Annotated in this window: 13 protein-coding genes and 3 tRNA genes; 2 read left to right on the top strand and 14 right to left on the bottom strand. The window is 64.3% G+C overall.

Annotation, left to right across the window (positions count from 1 at the left end; all coding sequences use genetic code 11):
* The 9 genes from Q0894_RS05860 to Q0894_RS05820 form a co-directional block, all read right to left on the bottom strand.
* Positions 1-77, bottom strand: a tRNA-Arg gene (locus Q0894_RS05860).
* A gap of 49 nt (positions 78-126) precedes the next feature.
* Positions 127-203: transfer RNA gene (locus Q0894_RS05855), tRNA-Arg, on the bottom strand.
* 21 nt (positions 204-224) lie between these two features.
* A tRNA-Ser gene (locus Q0894_RS05850) sits at positions 225-317 on the bottom strand.
* 83 nt (positions 318-400) lie between these two features.
* The gene (gene csrA, locus Q0894_RS05845; protein ID WP_132042736.1) at positions 401-598 is read right to left on the bottom strand and encodes a carbon storage regulator CsrA; all 198 of its coding nucleotides are present in this window, start codon (positions 596-598) and stop codon (positions 401-403) included.
* Between the two features lie 208 nt (positions 599-806).
* Positions 807-2,060: an aspartate kinase gene (locus Q0894_RS05840; RefSeq protein WP_299232331.1), complete on the bottom strand. Its 1,254-nt coding sequence runs from the start codon at positions 2,058-2,060 to the stop codon at positions 807-809.
* A 102-nt stretch (positions 2,061-2,162) separates the two neighbouring features.
* A complete protein-coding gene (gene alaS, locus Q0894_RS05835) occupies positions 2,163-4,775 on the bottom strand; it encodes an alanine--tRNA ligase (protein ID WP_299232329.1) in 2,613 nt (870 codons plus the stop codon).
* Positions 4,776-4,980: 205 nt separating this feature from the next.
* Positions 4,981-5,457 (bottom strand): regulatory protein RecX, encoded by a 477-nt coding sequence (locus tag Q0894_RS05830; protein WP_299232327.1) that lies wholly within the window; start codon positions 5,455-5,457, stop codon positions 4,981-4,983.
* A gap of 3 nt (positions 5,458-5,460) precedes the next feature.
* Positions 5,461-6,528: a recombinase RecA gene (gene recA / locus Q0894_RS05825; RefSeq protein ID WP_299232325.1), complete on the bottom strand. Its 1,068-nt coding sequence runs from the start codon at positions 6,526-6,528 to the stop codon at positions 5,461-5,463.
* A 105-nt stretch (positions 6,529-6,633) separates the two neighbouring features.
* Complete coding sequence (locus Q0894_RS05820) at positions 6,634-7,146, bottom strand: CinA family protein (protein WP_195688777.1); 513 nt, start codon at positions 7,144-7,146, stop codon at positions 6,634-6,636.
* Between the two features lie 175 nt (positions 7,147-7,321).
* Here Q0894_RS05820 and mutS point away from each other — a divergent pair, with 175 nt between their 5' ends.
* Together mutS and fdxA are read left to right on the top strand one after the other, a co-directional pair.
* Positions 7,322-9,901, top strand: coding sequence for a DNA mismatch repair protein MutS (mutS, locus tag Q0894_RS05815; protein ID WP_299232321.1), 2,580 nt, complete (start codon positions 7,322-7,324; stop codon positions 9,899-9,901).
* A 217-nt stretch (positions 9,902-10,118) separates the two neighbouring features.
* Positions 10,119-10,442: a ferredoxin FdxA gene (fdxA, locus tag Q0894_RS05810; protein WP_132042749.1), complete on the top strand. Its 324-nt coding sequence runs from the start codon at positions 10,119-10,121 to the stop codon at positions 10,440-10,442.
* 525 nt (positions 10,443-10,967) lie between these two features.
* Here fdxA and eno read toward each other — a convergent pair.
* The 5 genes from eno to gltB form a co-directional block, all read right to left on the bottom strand.
* Positions 10,968-12,260 (bottom strand): phosphopyruvate hydratase, encoded by a 1,293-nt coding sequence (eno, locus tag Q0894_RS05805; protein WP_299232319.1) that lies wholly within the window; start codon positions 12,258-12,260, stop codon positions 10,968-10,970.
* A gap of 34 nt (positions 12,261-12,294) precedes the next feature.
* Complete coding sequence (gene kdsA / locus Q0894_RS05800) at positions 12,295-13,146, bottom strand: 3-deoxy-8-phosphooctulonate synthase (protein ID WP_132042753.1); 852 nt, start codon at positions 13,144-13,146, stop codon at positions 12,295-12,297.
* Positions 13,147-13,151: 5 nt separating this feature from the next.
* Positions 13,152-14,807 carry a CTP synthase gene (locus Q0894_RS05795; RefSeq protein ID WP_299232314.1) on the bottom strand — a complete coding sequence of 552 codons (1,656 nt, stop codon included), beginning with the start codon at positions 14,805-14,807 and terminating at the stop codon, positions 13,152-13,154.
* A 200-nt stretch (positions 14,808-15,007) separates the two neighbouring features.
* A complete protein-coding gene (locus Q0894_RS05790; RefSeq protein ID WP_299232312.1) occupies positions 15,008-16,426 on the bottom strand; it encodes an FAD-dependent oxidoreductase in 1,419 nt (472 codons plus the stop codon).
* A gap of 138 nt (positions 16,427-16,564) precedes the next feature.
* Positions 16,565-21,016, bottom strand: coding sequence for a glutamate synthase large subunit (gene gltB, locus Q0894_RS05785; protein ID WP_299232311.1), 4,452 nt, complete (start codon positions 21,014-21,016; stop codon positions 16,565-16,567).
* Positions 21,017-21,577 lie beyond the last annotated feature (561 nt).

Here is a 21,577-nt window from a genome sequence, read left to right as displayed (position 1 = left end):
TGGCGCGCCCGGGAGGATTCGAACCTCCGACCACCTGATTCGTAGTCAGGTACTCTATCCAGCTGAGCTACGGGCGCGTAGTGCGGTGTTGTCACGGTGACCGCCATCACCTGCTACGTGTAAAGCTGGCGCGCCCGGGAGGATTCGAACCTCCGACCACCTGATTCGTAGTCAGGTACTCTATCCAGCTGAGCTACGGGCGCTGATGCTTTACTGTATCGTTATGGCGGAGAGGGAGGGATTCGAACCCTCGAAGAGGCTATAAACCCCTTACTCCCTTAGCAGGGGAGCGCCTTCAGCCACTCGGCCACCTCTCCCTAACGACACGGCGCATATCTTACCGTTTCCGAAGGGGTTTGTCCAGCACCCCGGCGGTTTTTTTATTAACCGCCTCTGCGCACTACACGTCGTGGTCAGAACCTTCCTCGTCGCTCCTCTCACGCTGAATGCGCTGGTAGATCTCCTCGCGATGGACTGCCACATCCTTCGGTGCATTCACACCGATACGGACCTGGTTACCCTTCACGCCCAGCACCGTCACGGTGATGTCATCACCGATCATCAGGGTCTCGCCGACACGGCGGGTCAGGATGAGCATGGCTGATCTCCTTCTCAGACTTGTTCTCTGGCTGGCAACGGGGTGCTGGCCGACGGCATCACGCCGTCTCAGTATGTGGCAGAACGCCTTCCATGACCAACACGGCGGCCCATGAAACACCAAGCCCCCCGTTGAAGGGAAGCCCCACCGCGAGATGCAGCGGACCTTCCTACCAGCGTAGAAGGGAATCTGCCCCCGAGGGGTCGGCTTATTCCTCGCTCTCGATATCGGCCTTGTCGAGGCCGAAGGCCTTGTGCAGGGCGCGGACGGCGAGCTCCATCTGTTTCTCGTCGATCACCACGGAGATCTTGATCTCGGAGGTCGAGACCATGCGGATATTGATGCTCTCCTCGGCAAGCACACGGAACATCTTGGAGGCTACACCGGCATGGGAGCGCATGCCAACGCCCACCAGCGAGACCTTGGCGATATTGTCGTCACTCTTGACCTCACCCTCGCCCAGGTCGGGCAGCACCTGCTCGTTGAGGATCTTGAGGGTCTGCTTGTAGTCCCCCTTGGCCACGGTAAAGGTGAAGTCGGTGTAGTCGCCGGCCGGAGCCACGTTCTGCACGATCATGTCGACTTCGATATTGGCGCCGGCGATGGGGCCCAGGATGCGCGATGCCACGCCCGGCACGTCCGGGGTATTGAGCAGCGTCAGCTTGGCCTCGTTGGCAGTGAAGGCGATACCGGAGATCAGCGGTTCTTCCATGGAGTCCTCTTCTTGGTCTGAGTCTGCAACGATCAGGGTGCCGGGGCCGTCCTGAAAACTGGACAGCACACGCAGCGGAACATTGTACTTGCCGGCGAATTCGACGGCGCGAATCTGCAGCACCTTGGAGCCGAGGCTGGCCAGCTCCAGCATCTCCTCGACGGTGATGCGCTCGAGACGCTGGGCCTTGCTGCAGACGCGGGGGTCGGTGGTGTAGACACCGTCGACATCGGTATAGATCTGGCACTCATCGGCCTTCAGCGCCGCAGCCAGGGCCACACCGGTGGTGTCGGAGCCGCCGCGCCCGAGAGTGGTGATATTGCCCTCCTCGTCGACGCCCTGGAAGCCCGCTACCACGACCACCTGGCCATCATCCAGGTCGGCCTGCAGCTCATCGGTCTCGATACGCTGGATCCGCGCCTTGGTGTGGGCGCTGTCGGTCTGGATGCCCACCTGGGAACCGGTATAGGAGGTCGCCGGCACCCCCAGCTTGTGCAGGGCCATGGCCAGCAGCGAGATGGTGACCTGCTCACCGGTGGAGACCAGCATGTCCATCTCTCGCGGAGTGGGCTCGTCATTGATCTCGTTGGCCATGCCGATCAGGCGATTGGTCTCGCCACTCATCGCCGACACCACCACCACGACCTGGTGGCCGTTGTCACGGAAGCCCTTGACCTTCTCGGCCACGGCCTTGATGCGCTCCACTGAGCCCACCGAGGTACCGCCGAATTTCTGTACGTATAGTGCCATCTGCAATTTTCCCTCGTGCGTCGGGCGCGAGCGCCCGGGTGAGTGAAAGGTGACTCCTTGTAAACAGGGCCGGCGCCTCACGGCAACCGGCCCTGTCAGATCCTATTTCAGGCGCTCTTCGACCCAGGCGGCGACACCCTCCAGGGCCCCCGACAGGGCAGCGACGTCGCTGCCGCCCGCCTGGGCCATATCGGCTCGCCCACCGCCCTTGCCGCCCACCTGGCCGGCCACGTGATTGACCAGCTCGCCGGCCTTGATGCGACCGGTGAGGTCGTCGGTGACCCCGGCGATGAGGCTCACCTTGCCGGTGGCCTCATCGCCCACTCCCAGCACGATGATGCCGGAGCCGAGCTTGTTCTTGAGCTGGTCGAGCATTCCACGCAGCTCCTTGCCGGAAACGCCCTCGAGGGACCTGGCCAGGACCTTGACCCCGGCCACCTCGCTCGCCTCGGCAATCAGGTCGCTGCCGGCGGCGCTGGCCAGCTTGGCCTTGAGTCGCTCGAGCTCCTTCTCCAGGCCGCGATTGCGCTCCACCAGTGACGCCACGCGCTCCTCGACCTGCTCGGGCTTGGCCTTGAGTCGTTCGCCGATGCGGTTGAGCCGAGCCTCCTGCTCATGGAACCAGGACAGCGCCCCTTCGCCGGTGATTGCCTCGATGCGGCGCACGCCGGAGGCAATGCCCTGCTCGCTGACAATATGGAAGCAGCCGATATCGCCGCTGCGCGCCACATGGGTGCCGCCGCACAGCTCGATGGAGAAATCTTCGGCACCGATGGTCAGCACCCGTACGCTGTCGGCGTACTTGGCCTCGAAGAGCGCCGCCGCTCCCCTGGCCTTGGCCTCGTCAAGGGTCATCTGTTCGACGCGGGTCGGGGCATTGGCCAGGACCTGCTCGTTGACCAGACGCTCCACCTCGGCAAGCTGGTCGACGGTCACTGGCTCGAAATGGCTGAAATCGAAGCGCAGGCGCTCCGGAGTGACCAGCGATCCCTTCTGGGCCACATGATCGCCCAGCACCATGCGCAGCGCCTTGTGCATCAGGTGGGTGGCGGAGTGGTTACGCACCGTGGCGGTGCGCAGGCCGGCATCCACCACCGGGCGCACCCTGTCTCCCAGGGCCAGCGCGCCCTCGAGCAGTACGCCGTGGTGCAGATGGTGGTCGCCCTGCTTCTGGGTATCCTCCACCAGGAAGCGACCACCGCCATCGAGATGCAGATAGCCGGTATCACCCACCTGGCCGCCGGACTCGCCATAGAAGGGGGTACGATCCAGCACCACCACCGCCTTGTGCTCCGGAGTGAGTCGCTCCAGGGCATTGCCCTCGCGGTCGGCCAGCGCGCTGACGGTGGCGTGATCCTCGAGACGCTCGTAACCGGTAAAGGCGGTCTCGCCCTCCAGCTCCAGGGTGCCGCCATAGTCGGCGCCGAACTGGCTGGCCGCTCTGGCACGCTCGCGCTGGGCCTCCAACTGCCGTTCGAAACCGACCTCATCGAGGGTCACGCCACGCTCGCGGCAGACATCGGCGGTCAGGTCGTAGGGGAAGCCATAGGTGTCATACAGCTTGAATACCGTCTCGCCGGGCAGCACCTCGCCGTCGAGGCCGGCCAGCGCCTCCTCGAGCAGGCCCATGCCATGCTCCAATGTGCGGGCGAACTGCTCCTCCTCCTTGAGCAGCACTCGTTCGATCTGGGAGCGCGCCTCGCGCAGCTCGGGATAGGCTTCGCCCATCTCAGCATCCAGCGCCCCCACCAGCTGGTGGAAGAAGTTGCCCTGGGCGCCCAGCTTGTGGCCGTGGCGGATGGCACGCCGAATGATACGACGCAGCACATAGCCCCGCCCCTCATTGGAGGGCAGCACGCCGTCGGCAATCAGGAAGGCGCAGGAGCGGATATGATCGGCGATTACCCGCAGCGAGGGATTGCGGGTATCCGCATGCCCGGTATGTTGCGCCGCCGCCGCCAGCAGGTTCTGGAACAGGTCGATCTCGTAGTTGGAGTGCACTCCCTGCATCACCGCGGCAATGCGCTCCAGCCCCATACCGGTATCGATGGAGGGCTTGGGCAGCGGGTGCATGTTGCCCTCGGCATCGCGGTCGAACTGCATGAACACCAGGTTCCAGATCTCGATATAGCGATCGCCATCCTCCTCGGGGCTACCGGGAGGGCCACCCCACACCTCGGGACCGTGATCGAAGAAGATCTCGGAGCTCGGCCCACAGGGACCGGTGTCGCCCATCTGCCAGAAGTTGTCCTCATCGAGCCTGGAGAAGCGCTCGGGGTCGATGCCGACCTCCTCCTTCCAGATGCGCTCGGCCTCGTCATCGCTGACGTGCACCGTGACCCACAGCTTCTCCTTCGGCAGCCCCAGAGTCTCGGTCAGGAACTCCCAGGCGAAGCGGATGGCATCGCGCTTGAAGTAGTCGCCGAAGCTGAAGTTGCCCAGCATCTCGAAGAAGGTGTGATGGCGAGCGGTATAGCCGACGTTATCGAGATCGTTGTGCTTGCCCCCGGCACGCACACAGCGCTGGGAGGATGTCGCACGCACATAGGGGCGCGGATCGCGACCCAGGAAGACGTCCTTGAAGGGCACCATGCCCGCATTGGTGAACAGCAGGGTCGGGTCGTTGCCGGGAACCAGAGAGCTGGAAGGCACGACGCTGTGGCCGTGCGCCTCGAAGTAACTCAGAAAGGCCTGTCTGATGTCTGCGCTTTTCATGGGGTATCCGTGGCGATGAACGGGAGGACCCGGCGGGCGACGCTGGCTCGAGACGGGCACCGCGACGTGCCTGAACAGGACACATCGCACTACCACGGGATGCCACCCGGGGCGTTCGCAAAGGGAGTCATTATAGCGCAGTCGTCAAGGGACTGAAGGGGCAGCCGCCTCGGCAGCGAAGGAACGGGTGCACAGCGAGCCTGAGCTAGGCATCGTCAGGGTCAGCACTCCAGGCGTGTGTCAGGGCGTGGCGCACCTGGTCGAAGTCGAAGCCGCGTCCCGCCAGAAAGCGCTCGCGGCGGGCGCGCTCCCGGGGGGAGTCACCGGGACCGGGGAAGCGCCGCGAGAGTGTCTCACAGGCCAGGGCCCGCCAGTCCACCTCACCCGACGCGAAGGCCTCTCGCACCTCCTCCGGGTCGAGGCCACGACGCTCCATCTCCAGACGGATCTTCACGGGCCCCTGCCCACGGAAGAGGCGCGAGCGCAGGAAGCTCTCGGCGAAACGGGTATCCGACTGCAACCCCTGCGCGACAAGCTCGTCGAGACACTCGCCGATGTCTGCCTGCGCATGCCCCTTGGCCACCAAGCGCTCTGCCAGCTCGGCGCGAGAGTACTCGCGGCGAGCCAGCAGGCGGAGCGCATCGTCTCGGGGCGTGGAGTCACCTGCGCTGCGCTCGAACATGGCTTACAGCCGATCGCTGCCCTGATCGCCATCGGCTGGCAAGGCGACCTCATCGCCCTCCTCCTTGGCGGGCTCTGCCGTGGCAAGCAGCTGAGCACGAATCTGGCTCTCGATCTCCTCCATCACTGCCGGATTATCCTCGAGGAACTGGGCGGCATTGGCCTTGCCCTGGCCAATCTTGTTGCCCTGGTAGCTGTACCAGGCACCGGCCTTGTCGACCAGCTTGCACTGCACGCCGAGATCAACCACCTCTCCGGCATGGTAGATCCCCTTGCCATAGAGGATCTGAAACTCGGCCTGGCGGAACGGGGGCGCCACCTTGTTCTTGACCACCTTGACCCGGGTCTCGTTGCCGGTCACCTCGTCGCCCTGCTTGACCGAGCCGGTACGCCGGATATCCAGACGCACACTGGAGTAGAACTTGAGCGCATTGCCGCCGGTGGTCGTCTCGGGGCTACCGAACATCACGCCGATCTTCATGCGGATCTGGTTGATGAACACCACCATGCAGTTGGCGTTCTTGATATTCCCTGTGATCTTGCGCAGCGCCTGGGACATCAGGCGCGCCTGCAGACCGACATGGGAGTCGCCCATCTCGCCCTCGATCTCGGCGCGCGGGGTCAGCGCCGCCACCGAGTCGATGATGATCACGTCGACACCACCGGAGCGCACCAGCATGTCGCAGATTTCAAGGGCCTGCTCGCCGGTATCGGGCTGAGAAACCAGCAGGTCATCCAGATTGACGCCCAGCTTTTCGGCGTAGCTGGGGTCCAGAGCATGCTCTGCGTCGATAAAGGCGCAGGTCTTGCCCTGCTTCTGTGCCTGGGCGATCACCGAGAGCGTCAGGGTGGTCTTGCCCGAGGACTCCGGGCCGAAGATCTCGACAACCCGACCCAGCGGCAGACCGCCGATGCCGAGCGCGATATCCAGCCCCAGCGAGCCGGTGGAGACCGAGGGCATCACCACCCGCGGCGCATCGCCCAGGCGCATCACGGTCCCCTTGCCGAACTGGCGGTCGATCTGGGATAGGGCGGCGTCCAGCGCCTTGGAGCGATTGTCTTCCTGAGCCATCACGGATCTCCTCAATCTGGGTCTCTTCATACTGTATGACTGAACAGTATTATGGGGAAAAATGGCGCGCTCGGCCAGCGAAAGTTTTCCAGGGCGCCCGTGGATTCAGCGCTCCTCGAGGCGTTGCACCACGCCGACCAGCGCCTCGCGCACTGCCTGCTCGCGAACGGCTCGGCGATCGCCAGGATAGCGGTAGCATTCGGCCTCGGCCCCCTCGCCATCGCCCCAGGCCAACCATACGGTACCTACCGGCTTGTCGGCGCTGCCACCGCCCGGCCCGGCCACGCCACTGACCGCCACGCCGAGATCGGCGCCGCTGTCACGGCAGGCCCCCGTCACCATCGCTTCCACCGTCTCACGGCTCACGGCACCGTGCTGGTCGAGCAGTGCCTCGGGCACCCCGAGAAGACGTACCTTGGCCGCATTGGAGTAGGTCACATAGCCGGTCTCGAAGTAGTCGGAGCTGCCGGCGACCGAGGTGACCACGCTGGCCACGCCACCACCAGTGCAGGACTCGGCACAGGTGAGGGTGACACCCTTTTCGCGACACAGTCGACCCAGGCGCTCGGCCAGGGTGGCGAGGTCGAGATTGGCAAGGCTCGCGGCTGAATGGGACATGCTGAAGACTCCTGCTCGGTGGGTCGAAGGCAAGCCTGACGAGGCGAGGCCATCTGCGTAGAATACTGCCTTTGCCGCGGGGTTGCAGGCACCGCCACCCTGTGTGGGTCTCTGCCGACCGTTCAACGAGACCATCTACAAGACCTTCTACAAGATCAGGAGCCCAGCAATCGCCATGTCCCAGGCCAGCACCCAGCATACGCCGATGATGGCCCAATACCTGAAGATCAAGCGCGAGCATCCCGAGGTGCTGCTCTTCTATCGCATGGGTGACTTCTACGAGCTCTTCTTCGACGATGCCAGGCGCGCCGCGGCACTGCTCGACATTACCCTGACCCAACGCGGCCAGTCTGCCGGCCAGCCGATTCCCATGGCCGGGATCCCCTACCATAGCGCCGAGGGCTACCTGGCGCGCCTGGTGGCCGCCGGCGAATCGGTGGCGATCTGTGAGCAGATCGGCGACCCCGCCACCAGCAAGGGGCCGGTAGAGCGGCGCGTGGTACGCATTGTCACCCCCGGCACCCTGTATGACGAGGCGCTGCTCGATGCTCGTCGCGACAACCTGCTGGTGGCCGTGCATGCCCCCGCCGAGCGTATCGGCCTGGCCTGGCTGGAGCTCTCCAGTGGACGCTTCAGCGTGCTGGAGGTGGAGGGTGAGAGCGAACTGCTCGCCGAGCTCCAGCGCCTCGACCCGGCCGAGCTGCTTGTGGCCGAGGGTCTGAGTCTGCCGCCGGCCCTGGAGGGGCGTCGGGGGCTGCGTCGCCAGAGCGACTGGCTGTTCGACCAGGAGAGCGCAACCCGTCTGCTCTGCGACCAGTTCGGCGTCCAGGATCTGCGTGGCTTCGGCTGCGCGCACCTCTCCGCGGCCATCACCGCCGCCGGCGTGCTGGTGGAGTACGCCCGGGATACCCAGCGCTCGCGTTTGCCCCATGTCACCGCCATCGGCGTGGAAAGCCGCGACGACGCCGTGGTCATCGACGCCGCCAGCCGTCGCAATCTGGAGATCGACACCAACCTCGCCGGCAGTGGCGACAACACCCTGGCCAGCGTGCTCGATACCACCGCCACCGCCATGGGATCACGCCTGCTCAAGCGCTGGCTCAACCGTCCACTGCGTGACCGCGAGCGTGTCCAGGCTCGTCAGTCCGCCGTGACGCTGCTGCAGGAGGCGGATGGCTTCGTGGCACTCGGCGACTCGCTCAAGGCGATCGGCGATGTGGAACGCATCCTCGCCCGGGTGGCCCTCTTCAGCGCCCGCCCGCGTGATCTGGCCCGGCTACGTGACGCCTTCAATGCCCTGCCCGACCTCGAGGCCCGGCTCGCCGACTTTCCCGAGGGCTCCACCCTGGACAAGCTCAGGCACCATATTCGCCCCTACCCCGAGCTCGCCGACACCCTGAATCGCGCCCTGGTGGAGACCCCCCCGGTGGTGATCCGCGACGGCGGGGTGATCGCCGAAGGCTTCGATGCCGAGCTCGACGAGCACCGCGGCCTCGCCGAACACGCCGGCGATTACCTGGTGAGACTGGAGACCCGGGAGCGCGAACGCACCGGCCTGCCCGGCCTCAAGGTCGGCTACAACCGTGTGCACGGCTATTTCATCGAGATCCCCAGGGCACAAGCCAAGGATGCCCCGCCAGACTATATCCGTCGTCAGACCCTGAAGAATGCCGAGCGCTTTATCATCCCCGAGCTCAAGGAGTTCGAGGACAAGGCCCTGTCGGCGAAGTCCCGCGCCCTGGCACGCGAGAAGCTGCTCTACGAGGGGCTGCTAGAAACCCTGAACAGCGAACTCGACGCCCTTCAGGCCAGCGCCCGGGCCCTGGCGACGCTTGATGTGCTGTGCGCCTTCGCCGAGCGCGCCCATGCGCTGGAATTCGTGCGCCCACACCTTGCCGAGGCCCCGGGCATCACCATTCATGGCGGCCGTCACCCGGTGGTGGAGCGGGTCAGCGACGCTCCCTTCGTACCCAATGACCTGATCATGGAAGAGGGTCGCCGCATGCTGGTGATCACCGGCCCCAACATGGGCGGCAAGTCGACCTATATGCGCCAGGCCGCGCTGATCGTGCTGCTCGCCCACACCGGCAGTTTCGTGCCTGCCAGCGCGGCCGACATCGGCCCGGTGGATCGCATCTTCACCCGCATCGGTTCATCGGACGACCTGGCCGGCGGCCGCTCCACCTTTATGGTGGAGATGACCGAAACCGCCAGCATCCTGCACAACGCCACCGATCACAGCCTGGTGCTGATGGATGAGATCGGCCGCGGCACCAGCACCTTCGACGGTCTCTCCCTGGCCTGGGCCAGCGCCGAGCACCTGACCCGAACCCGTGCCTTTACACTGTTCGCTACTCACTATTTCGAGATGACCGCCCTGGCCGAGCAGGCCGAGGGGGTGGCCAACGTGCACCTGACCGCGGCGGAACACAAGGATGGCATCGTCTTCATGCACCGGGTTGAGGAAGGCCCCGCCAGTCAGAGCTACGGCCTGCAGGTGGCTCAGCTGGCCGGTGTCCCCCAGGGGGTGATCGCCCGGGCCCGAGAGAAGCTTTCCCAGCTCGAGCAGCAGGAAGTCGACCAGGGCAGCCGGACTCGACTGGCTGGCGCAGACGATGTCCCGACACCGCTGCAGAGCGACCTCTTCGCCAGCCCGCCACACCCGATGGTGGAAGAGCTCGACGGGCTTGTCCTCGACGACCTGACGCCACGCCAGGCGCTCGAGATGCTCTACCGCTGGCGCGAGATACGATGAGGTCCTCGCCGATGCCAACGGCGCTATCGCACGCTGGGGCGCCACCTCCGTATCGCCCGGACCTTTGCTTGCGACGGTCAGGCAGCGGCGACTAGAATGGACGAATCCCCGGACTCCTTAGAATAAGAGACCTGGTTTTTTATTACTTTTTGATATTTACATAGGTCGGGACCCGCCACGACAGCGCGAGCCAGGCCATGAGGGAGGGAAAAGCAGCATGACATTCGTCGTCACCGAGAACTGCATCAAATGCAAATACACAGACTGCGTCGAAGTATGTCCCGTGGACTGCTTCTACGAGGGCCCCAACTTCCTGGTGATCCACCCCGACGAGTGCATCGACTGCGCCCTGTGCGAGCCGGAGTGTCCCGCCGAGGCGATCTTCTCGGAGGATGAGCTACCCGAGGGTCAGGAGGCGTTCATCGAGCTCAATGCCGAGCTTGCCGAGGTATGGCCCAATATCAGCGAGAAGCAGGACCCGCTGCCCGACGCCGAGGAGTGGGATGGCAAGCCGGGCAAGCTGGAGCAGCTGGAGCGCTGAGCAACACTCGCTTCCTGCCGCGGGTTCGATCGGCAGGAAGCGATCAGCGAGACACCAGATACAGCAGCGCCGACCGCCTTGTGACGGTCGGCGCTGCTGTATCTAGCCGGCGAGTGGCGATAAACGGAGAACACCACGCAATAAAAAGGCGGCCCAGGGGCCGCCAGCTCCAAGCCGTTCCACGAGCGACTCCTTCCGCCCAGATTCCCGTGATGACTTCCCTGCCCGGAAACAGCATCCTGCCGTACCGAGCGCATCACCTGACTACATCCCATTGCATCCTGCCGAGGCTACATCCCGTGAGCCCCTGTGCTGCGTGGCTGATTGTCTCAGAATTGCGCCACTGCACAATCTGACATAAACGACGACACATCTATCTCCGGCACGCTCGACCGGCATGCAGAAAGAAAACTTATCTTTTTATTTTCAACAAGATAAAACAAAGTCCGGCACCCTGGGTGCCGGCCTCCACACTCGAATGGCGTCAATAACGACACCACCTTGTCAGCAATCTCCTACACGCCATTACTGACCCTTGATGGCCGACAACCCCGGGTAGGTCGCCCCTTCGCCCAGCTCACTCTCGATGACCAGCAGTCGGTTGTACTTGGCGACACGGTCGGAGCGACACAGCGAGCCGGTCTTGATCTGGCCGGCGCAGGTACCCACGGCCAGGTCGGCGATGGTGGTGTCCTCGGTCTCGCCGCTGCGATGTGAGATCACCGCGGTAAAACCGGCATCCTGGGCCATGCGAATGGCATCCAGGGTCTCGGAGAGGGAACCGATCTGGTTGAACTTGATCAGGATGGAGTTGCCGATCCGCTCGTCGATACCACGCTTGAGGATGCGGGTATTGGTCACGAAGAGATCATCCCCCACCAGCTGCACCCGGTCGCCGAGCTTGTCGGTCAGCGCCTTCCAGCCCTCCCAGTCGGATTCATCCATGCCATCCTCGATGGAGACGATGGGATACTCATCGCACAGGCCTGCCAGGTAGTCGGCGAAGCCCGCGGCATCATACTGCTTGCCCTCACCGGAGAGGTCGTACTGGCCATCCTTGAAGAATTCGGAGGAGGCGCAGTCCAGTGCCAGGGTCACATCGCTGCCAAGCTTGTAGCCTGCGTCTGCCACCGCCTGCTTGATCACCGCCAGGGCCTCGGCGTTGGACGCCAGGTTGGGGGCAAAACCGCCCTCGTCACCAACCGAGGTGGACAGGCCACGCGACGAAAGCACCTTCTTCAGGGCATGGAAGATCTCGGCCCCCATGCGCAGACCTTCACGGAAGCTCGGGGCCCCCACCGGCTGCACCATGAACTCCTGGATGTCGACATTGTTGTCGGCATGCTCTCCACCATTGAGGATATTCATCATCGGCACCGGCATGGTGTACCGGCCCGGCTGACCATAGAGCTCTGCGATATGGGCATAGAGCGGCACACCCTTGGCGTTGGCTGCCGCCCTGGAGGCGGCCAGCGACACGGCCAGGATGGCGTTGGCGCCAAGCTTGGCCTTGTTGTCGGTGTCATCGAGCGCCAGCATGGCGTCGTCGAGGCCACGCTGATCACGCGCATCCATGCCGACGAGCCTGGCACGAATGTCGCCATTGACGGCCTCGACGGCCTTCAGCACGCCCTTGCCGAGGTAACGGGCCTTGTCGCCGTCGCGCAGCTCGAGGGCCTCGCGGGAGCCGGTAGAGGCACCGCTGGGGGCACAGGCCACACCCACGGCACCGCTTTCAAGGCGCACTTCGGCCTGGACGGTGGGGTTGCCGCGGGAGTCGAGCACCTCGAGGGCACGAATATCGACGATCTTGGTCATGCGAATCTTCCTCAGTCGTGTCAGCGTTGGAGTGTTATGAGATTTCGAGCGGCGCGAAGCCCTTTACCAGGTCATCGAGGGCCTTGAGCTGGGTCAGGAACGGCTCGAGCCGGTCCAGCGGCAAGGCGCAGGGGCCATCGCACTTGGCGTGATCGGGGTCCGGATGGGCCTCCAGGAAGAGACCGGCCAGCCCCACGGCGACACCGGCACGCGCCAGCTCCGCCACCTGTGCCCGGCGGCCATCGGCACTGTCGGCGCGCCCACCCGGGCGCTGCAGCGAGTGGGTCACATCGAAGAACAGTGGCAGGCCGCTCTGCTTCATCTCGCCGAAGCCGAGCATGTCGACCACCAGGTTGTTGTAGCCGAAGCTCGAGCCTCGCTCGCAGAGGATCACCCGGTCATTGCCGGCCTCCTCGCACTTGCGGACGATATGACGCATCTCGTGGGGCGCCAGGAACTGGGGCTTCTTGATATTGATCACCGCCCCGGTCCTGGCCATGGCCACCACCAGATCGGTCTGGCGGGCCAGGAAGGCCGGCAGCTGGATCACATCGGCCACTTCGGCCACCGGCTCGGCCTGCCAGGGCTCGTGAACATCGGTGATGATCGGCACACCGAAGCGCTCTTTCACCTCGGCCAGGATCTCGACCCCCTTCTCCAGGCCGGGGCCACGGAAGGAGTGGATGGAGCTGCGGTTGGCCTTGTCGAAGCTGGCCTTGAACACATAGGGCATGCCGAGTCTGCCGGTTACCTCGACATAGGCCGCGGCCACCTCCAAGGCAAGCTCGCGGGACTCCAGCACGTTCATGCCGCCAAACAGCATCAGCGGCAATGAATTGCCGGCCTTCAGGCCGGCAATCTCGATGGTTCTTTCGGGAGCACTCATCCGACTCACTCCTGGTAAGAGGACTGGGCGCGGCCGCGTGCCGCCTTGTGCTCCAGCGCCGCGTTGACGAAGCCGGTGAACAGCGGGTGACCGTCTCGGGGGGTGGAGGTGAATTCCGGGTGGAACTGGCAAGCCACGTACCAGGGATGATCGGGAAGCTCGACCACCTCGACCAGGGAGTTGTCCACACTCTTGCCCGAGACGACCAGGCCCGCCTGCTCGAGCTGCTCGACGAACTGCTCGTTGACCTCGAAGCGGTGACGGTGACGCTCGACGATCTCATCGGCGGCATAGGCCTCGCGGGCCTTGCTGCCGGCCTTGAGCTGGCAGACCTGGCCGCCAAGGCGCATGGTACCACCCAGATCGGAGGCCGCGTCTCGCAGCTCGATCTTGCCCTCGGGGCTCAGCCACTCGGTAATCAGGCCAACCACCGGGTGCTGGGTGTCGTGGGTGAACTCGGTGGAGTTGGCGTCCTCCCAGCCGGCGACGTTGCGGGCAAACTCGATCACCGCCACCTGCATGCCGAGACAGATGCCGAGGTAGGGAATGCCACTCTCACGGGCATAGCGCGCCGTGGCGATCTTGCCCTCCACGCCACGCTCGCCGAAGCCGCCAGGCACCAGGATCGCATCCTTGCCGGCCAGACGTTCGGTGCCGTGGCGCTCGATATCCTCGGAGTCGATATAGTCGACGTTGACCTTCACGCGGGTCTGGATACCGGCGTGGATCAGCGCCTCATTAAGCGACTTGTAGGCATCGAGCAGCTCCATGTACTTGCCGACCATAGCGATATTGATCGACTTGAGCGGATTGAGCTTGGCATCGAGTACATGCACCCACTCGCCCAGGTCGGCCTCGTCGGCCGTCAGGCGGAGCTTGTCGCAGACGATCTCGTCGAGCCCCTGCTCGTGGAGCATCAGCGGGATACGGTAGATGGTATCGGCGTCCTGCAGAGGGATGACCGCGCGCTCCTCCACATTGGTGAACAGGGCGATCTTGCGGCGCTCGCTCTCCTCGAGCTCCACCTCGCTGCGGCAGATCAGGATATCCGGCTGGATACCGATGGAGCGCAGCTCCTTGACGCTGTGCTGGGTCGGCTTGGTCTTGGTCTCACCGGCCGTCTTGATGTAGGGCACCAGCGTCAGGTGCATGAAGATCGCGCGGCTCGCACCGAGCTCACTCCTGATCTGGCGGGTCGCCTCGAGGAAGGGCAGCGACTCGATATCGCCCACGGTGCCACCGATCTCCACCAGCGCCACGTCGAAACCCTCGCCACCTTCATAGACGCGACGCTTGATCTCGTCGGTGATGTGCGGAATCACCTGCACGGTACCACCCAGGTAATCGCCGCGGCGCTCCTTGCGCAGCACGTGCTCGTAGACGCGCCCGGTGGTGAAGTTGTTGCCCTGGGTCATCTTGGTGCGGATGAAGCGCTCATAGTGGCCCAGGTCGAGATCGGTCTCGGCACCATCCTCGGTAACGAATACCTCGCCGTGCTGGAAGGGGCTCATGGTGCCCGGATCCACGTTGATATACGGGTCGAGCTTGAGCATGGTGACCTTGAGGCCGCGAGCCTCGAGAATCGCCGCAAGCGAGGCCGACGCGATGCCCTTGCCCAAAGAGGACACAACGCCGCCGGTCACGAAGATGTATCGTGTCATGAGGAACCTGTCGAAGCGTGATCGGTAGGCACGACAGAAAGCCGCGCCAGGATGGGATGACAGAGTAGCAGAATACGACCAATGGCTCAATTTGAGCGTCAAGCTGCAAGCCGGCGGTATAAGACCGCCCCATCAATAGCAAACCCCTGACGCTCGAAGCATTGGGGTCTGCTTGTAGCTCGGCGCTTGTAGCTCGAGGCTTATACCCCCAGATAGTCCAAAATGCCCTCGGCGGCCTGGCGCCCCTCGTGGATGGCGGTGACCACCAGATCGGAGCCGCGCACCATATCGCCGCCGGCGAAGATCTTCTCGTGAGTGGTCCGGAAGGCGAACTCACCCTGCTCCGCTGCCTTGACCCGATCTCGTTCATCGACCTCCACGCCGGTCTCGGTGAGCCAGGCCGGCGGGTCGGGCTGAAAGCCAAAGGCGATGACCACGGCATCGGCGGGAATCACTTCCTCGGAGCCCGGCACCACCTCGGGGCGGCGGCGGCCATTCTCATCCGGTTCACCCATGCGGGTGCGCACCACCTTGACCCCCTCGACCTTCCCTTCGCCCACCACGGCGACGGGCTGGCGATTGAACAGGAACTCCACGCCCTCTTCCCTGGCGTTGGCCACCTCCTTGCGTGAGCCAGGCATATTCTCCTCATCACGGCGGTAGGCGCAGGTGACGCTGGTGGCGCCCTGACGAATCGAGGTGCGATTGCAGTCCATGGCGGTATCGCCGCCACCCAGCACCACCACCCGCTGCCCCTTGAAGCTGATGTACTCGCCAGGATCCTTCTCGAAGCCCAGACAGTGATTGACGTTGGCGATCAGAAAGTCGAGCGCCTTGTGAACGCCCGGCAGGTTCTCGCCAGGGAAGCCCCCCTGCATGGACTTGTAGGTTCCCATGCCCAAAAACAGCGCATCGTACTCCTCGAGCAGGGTATCGATGGTGATATCGCGGCCGATCTCGACCCCCAGGCGGAACTCGACCCCCATCTCCTCGAACACCGCACGCCGACGCTCCATGACATTCTTCTCGAGCTTGAACTCGGGAATGCCGAAGGTCAGCAGGCCACCGATCTCCGGGTTGCGATCGAACACCACCGGCTTGACGCCGTTACGCACCAGAATATCGGCGCACCCCAGCCCCGCGGGTCCCGCACCGATCACCGCCACCTTGCGGTCGGTCCAGGTGACCCGAGACAGGTCCGGGCGCCAGCCCATGGCAAAGGCGGTATCGGTGATGTACTTCTCGACCGAGCCGATGGTAACGGCACCGAAGCCGTCATTGAGGGTACAGGCTCCCTCGCAGAGACGATCCTGAGGGCACACCCGGCCGCACACCTCGGGCAGCGAGTTGGTCTTGTGGCAGAGTTCGACCGCCTCGAGGATATTGCCCTCGCTGACCAGCTGCAGCCAGTTCGGTATGTAGTTGTGTACCGGACACTTCCACTCGCAATAGGGGTTGCCACAGTGCAGGCAGCGATGCGACTGACCCGCCGCCTCCTGGGGCCTGAAGGGCTCATAGATCTCGGCAAACTCCCGCGAGCGGGTACGGGCATCCTTCTTGTCCGGATCCTGTCGACCCACCTCGATAAACTGGAAATCGTTGCTCAAACGGTTAGCCATGCTCTCTACTCCTGGAATTCCTGTCGACCGTCCGCCCGCGCTCCGAACTCGACGGGCGCAGGTCACCCTGACGGTGAAGGCTGATGCCGGCTCTCTGCTCCGGCTGTTGTCGCCTCTTATTCCGGCTGACGCCGCCTCTTATTCCGGCTGACGCCGGGATTGGGCCAACAGGCTCTTCAGGCTCGCCGCCTTGGGCTTCACCAGCCAGAAGTTGCGGACAAAGTCGCTGAAGTCCTCGAGAATGGCGCGCCCGCGGGCCGAACCGGTCTCGCTGACAAACTCCTCGATGACCTCGCGCAGGTGACGCCGGTGGGCTTCCATGGCCTCGGTATTGATTCGGTGGATCTCCACCAGCTCGTGGTTGACCTTGTCGACGAAGCTGCGGTCCTCGTCGAGCACGTAGGCGAAGCCACCGGTCATGCCCGCGCCGAAGTTGTCCCCGCTCTCACCGAGCACGGCCACCAACCCGCCGGTCATGTACTCACAGCCATGGTCGCCGAGGCCCTCGACCACCGCATGGACACCGGAGTTGCGCACGGCAAAACGCTCACCGGCGGTGCCCGCCGCAAACAGCTTGCCGCCGGTGGCTCCATACAGGCAGGTATTGCCGATGATGGCCGTCCTGTGACTCTCGAAGCGACTGCCACGGGGCGGCGTGATCACCACCTTGCCACCGTTCATGCCCTTGCCGACGTAGTCGTTGGCGTCACCTTCCAGATAGAGATTGAGTCCGCAGGCATTCCATACGCCGAAGCTCTGGCCAGCCACCCCGGTAAAGCGTGCGGTGACCGGTGCTTCCGCGAGGCCCGCCTCGCCGTAACGCTTGGCGATCACCCCCGAGGCAAGCGCCCCCACGCTGCGATCGCAGTTGGTAATGGTGAAGGTGAACTCACCACCACTGCTGTGTTCGATGGCCTCCTCCAGCGCCGCCAATACCTCCTGGTTCTTGGCACCCGGGTCGTGAGGCACGTTGCGGTTCACCTTGCAGAACTGCGGCGCATCCGCCGGCACATGATCGTTACCGAGCAGTGGCGTCAGATCCAGCTTGCGCTGGGAAGCGGTCGCGCCCTCGATCACCTCGAGCAGGTCGGTACGACCGATCAGGTCGGTGAGCCTGGCCACGCCCAGCATGGCCATCAGCTCGCGCACCTCCTCGGCGATAAAGCGGAAGTAGTGCTTGACCATATCCACGGTGCCGCGGAAGTGCTCGTCACGCAGATAGTCGTCCTGGGTGGCAACGCCGGTGGCACAGTTGTTGAGATGGCAGATACGCAGGTACTTGCAACCCAGCGCCACCATGGGCGCGGTACCGAACCCGAAGCTCTCGGCGCCAAGGATCGCCGCCTTCACCACATCGAGGCCGGTCTTGAGGCCGCCGTCGGTCTGCAGACGAATCTTGTCGCGCAGACCATTGATACGCAGCGCCTGATGCACCTCGGGCAGCCCCAGCTCCCAGGGGGAACCGGCGTGCTTGATGGAGGTAATCGGGCTCGCCGCCGTCCCGCCGTCATATCCCGAGACGGTGATCAGGTCGGCATAGGCCTTGGCAACCCCTGTGGCGATGGTCCCGATACCGGGCTCGGAAACCAGCTTCACCGACACCTGGGCATCGGGATTGACCTGCTTGAGATCGAATATCAGCTGCGCCAGGTCCTCGATCGAGTAGATATCGTGATGCGGCGGGGGCGAGATCAGGGTCACCCCGGGCACCGCATAGCGCAACCGTGCGATCAGCTCGTTGACCTTGCCGCCAGGCAGCTGCCCCCCCTCACCGGGCTTGGCACCCTGGGCCACCTTGATCTGCAGTACCTCGGCATTGACCAGGTAGGCCGGGGTGACGCCGAAACGTCCCGAAGCGATCTGCTTGATCTTGGAGGAACGAATCGTGCCGTAGCGCGCCGGGTCCTCGCCCCCCTCGCCGGAGTTGGAGCGCCCGCCGGACTCGTTCATGGCCTGGGCCAGCGCCTCGTGGGCCTCGGGCGAGAGCGCCCCCAACGACATGCCGGCGCTGTCGAAACGCGGCAGCAGTGCCTCGACCGGCTCGACCTCCGAGAGCGGCAGCGACTCGGCCACCGGCTTCAGCCTGAGCAGGTCGCGAAGAGTGGCAGGAGAGCGCTCGTTGACCAGTGCGGCGAAGCGCTTCCACTTGGCGTAACTCCCCTCCTGAACCGCCTCCTGAAGTGACTTGACCACGTCGGGATTGAAGGCATGGTATTCGTGACCGTGCACATACCTGAACAGCCCTCCCTGGCTGATGCCCTTGCGCGGAACCCAGGCATCGCGGGCAAGCAGCTCCTGCTGGAGCTGCAGCTCGGCAAAACCGGCGCCCTGAATGCGCGAGGCCATGCCCGGAAAGCATAGCGCCATCACCTCATCGTCGAGGCCAACCGCTTCGAACAGCTGGGAGCCGCGATAGGAGGCGAGGGTCGAGATCCCCATCTTGGAGAGAATCTTGAACAACCCCTTCTGCAGACCCTTGCGGTAGTTCTCACGGGCATCGGCGGGATTACCGACCAGCTCACCGGTGCGATGCATGTCGGCCATCACCTGATAGGCGAGCCAGGGGAAGACGGCGGTGGCCCCCACCCCGAACAGCACCGCCATCTGGTGGGCGTCGCGGGCATAACCGGTCTCTACCACGATGTTGCAGCGCGGGCGCAACGACAGCCGCCCCAGATGGTGGTGCACGGCACCAACGGCCAGGGCCGCATGAATTGGCAGCTCGCCCTTCTCGAGGCCGGCATCGGTAAGCACCAGAATCACCTTGCCGGCCTTGACCGCCTCCGTGGCCTGACGGCACAGCTCACCCAGGGCGGCCTGCAGGCCGTGGTGTTCGGGGTCATAGGCCATGCGCAGCCGATGACTGGCATAGGCCTCATCCTCCTGCTCCACCAGGGCGGTGAACTTGCGCGGCGAGAGGATTGGCGTCGTCAGGATGATGCGATGGGCATGCTCGGGGGTCGCCTTGAAGACGTTGCGCTCGGCACCGATACAGGTCTCCAGCGACATCACGATCGCCTCGCGCAGCGGGTCGATGGCCGGATTGGTGACCTGAGCGAACTTCTGGCGAAAATAGTCGCTGAGCAGACGCGGCCTGGCGGAAAGCACCGCCATGGGGGTATCGTCGCCCATGGAGCCTACCGCCTCCTGGCCGCTCTCGCCCAGCGGACGCAGCAGGAGGTCCCGCTCCTCGAAACTGACCTGGAACATCTTCTGGGCCACGGCCAGGCCATCAGCATCCATGTTATGGAAGCTGGCCAGCTCGGTGAGCGACGACTCCAGATATTGCGCCTCTTCCTTGAGCCAGCGCTTGTAGGGATAGGCCGACTTCAGCCGGGCATCGATATCCTCGGTATGCAGCACCTCGCCGGTCACGGTGTCGACGGCCAGCACCTGGCCCGGTCCTACGCGCCCCTTGGCCACCACATCCTCCGGCGCATAGTCGTAGGTGCCGATCTCCGAGGCCAGGGTGATAAAGCCGTTCTTGGTGATCACCCAGCGCGCCGGCCTCAGGCCGTTACGGTCGAGCATGCAGAGTGCCTGGCGCCCGTCGGTCATCACCACCCCGGCGGGGCCATCCCAGGGCTCCACGTGCATGGAGTTGTACTCGTAGAAGGCGCGCAGCTCGGCGTCCATCAGCTCGACGTTCTGCCACGCCGGCGGCACCATCATGCGCACCGCACGGTGCAGCTCCATGCCGCCCATCAGAAGCACCTCGAGCATGTTGTCCATGCTGGAGGAGTCGGAGCCCACGGTGTTGACGATCTCGTCGAGCTCGGCGATGTCGGGCAGCCGCTCGCAGACGAAGTTCTCCTTGCGCGAGTTGGCCCAGCCGCGGTTGGCCTCGATGGTGTTGATCTCGCCGTTGTGGGCCAGCAGCCGGAACGGCTGGGCCAGCGGCCAGCGCGGCGCGGTGTTGGTGGAGAAGCGCTGGTGGAAGACGCAGATGGCGGTCTCCAGGCGCGCGTCGCCGAGGTCGTGGTAGAAGGCCGGCAGGTCCACCGGCATCACCAGGCCCTTGTAGGAGAGCACCTTCTCGGAGAGCGAGCAGACGTAGAACTCCGGCTCGCTGCGCAGTGCCTGCTCGGCGTGGCGGCGGGCCATGAAGAGGTCGACCTCGAAGCGCTCGGCGCTACCGTTCTTGCCCGGCTCCACGAACAGGTGGCGGATGCGCGGCAGGCACTCCAGCGCCATGGGGCCGCACACCGAGGCATCCAGCGGCACCTCGCGCCAGCCTCGAATCACCAGGCCACGGGCGCGCAGCTCCCCCTCGAGCACCTCCGCAGCGTGGGCGGCTCGAGCATCGTCATCGGGCAGGAACACCGCCCCCACCGCGTAGCGCTCGCCCAGCTCGACCTTGAGGGCTTCCTGTGCAACCTGGCGCATAAAGGCATCCGGCAGCTGCAGCAGCAGGCCGCAGCCGTCACCGGTCTTGCCGTCGGCGGCGATGCCGCCGCGGTGGGTCATGCAGGTCAGGGATTCGATGGCGGTGCGCAGCAGCTCGTGGCTGGCGCGGCCCTCCATATGAGCGATCAGGCCGAACCCGCAGTTGTCGCGGAACTCGCCGGGCTGATGAAGACCTCTGTTCATTGGCGCGCCTCGAGAAAGTGGTTTTATTGGCAGGAATCTCGTGATATTTTTAGAAGTTTTTTATTTCACCGAGATGGCGCAATCCCCGCGCCGGCCTGCATGGCAAAAGAGCGACCAGCATAGCCAGCGCCCGCGCTGCAGCGCAACGGGATCGCACCTCCCCCTTCCTGAAAAACGTCTATAAATCCGACAGTTGCCACCCACCCCCAGGACAAAAAACCCCGCCAGTCAACGACTTGCGATAACCATAAACGCAGGTTTAACGAATAAGAAAATGCACTAGACTTTAGTCTGATTATGGCGAATTTTCCCATGCCGATAGCGCATAAGCCATTCCAATCTACCGCCTCCTGTCGGCTTGCGGCGCTGCTCACCGCAGCATAGACGAGGAACGCCCGCACCGGGATGGCGCGGGCGTGACGATCGAAGAATGTAGGACGCAGAGCTATCGCAGATAAGTTGCATCGCCCGGGGCTGATCTGGCGACAAGCCTTCGAGGAGGCGCTGTAAACCCCTCCCTGGGCGCTACCGACGCCATCCATGGCGTAGGACCTCCTCTAC

Source organism: uncultured Halomonas sp., from assembly GCF_947501415.1.
Classification (GTDB): Bacteria; Pseudomonadota; Gammaproteobacteria; order Pseudomonadales; family Halomonadaceae; genus Halomonas.
This window is presented reverse-complemented; position numbering and strand designations above follow the sequence as displayed.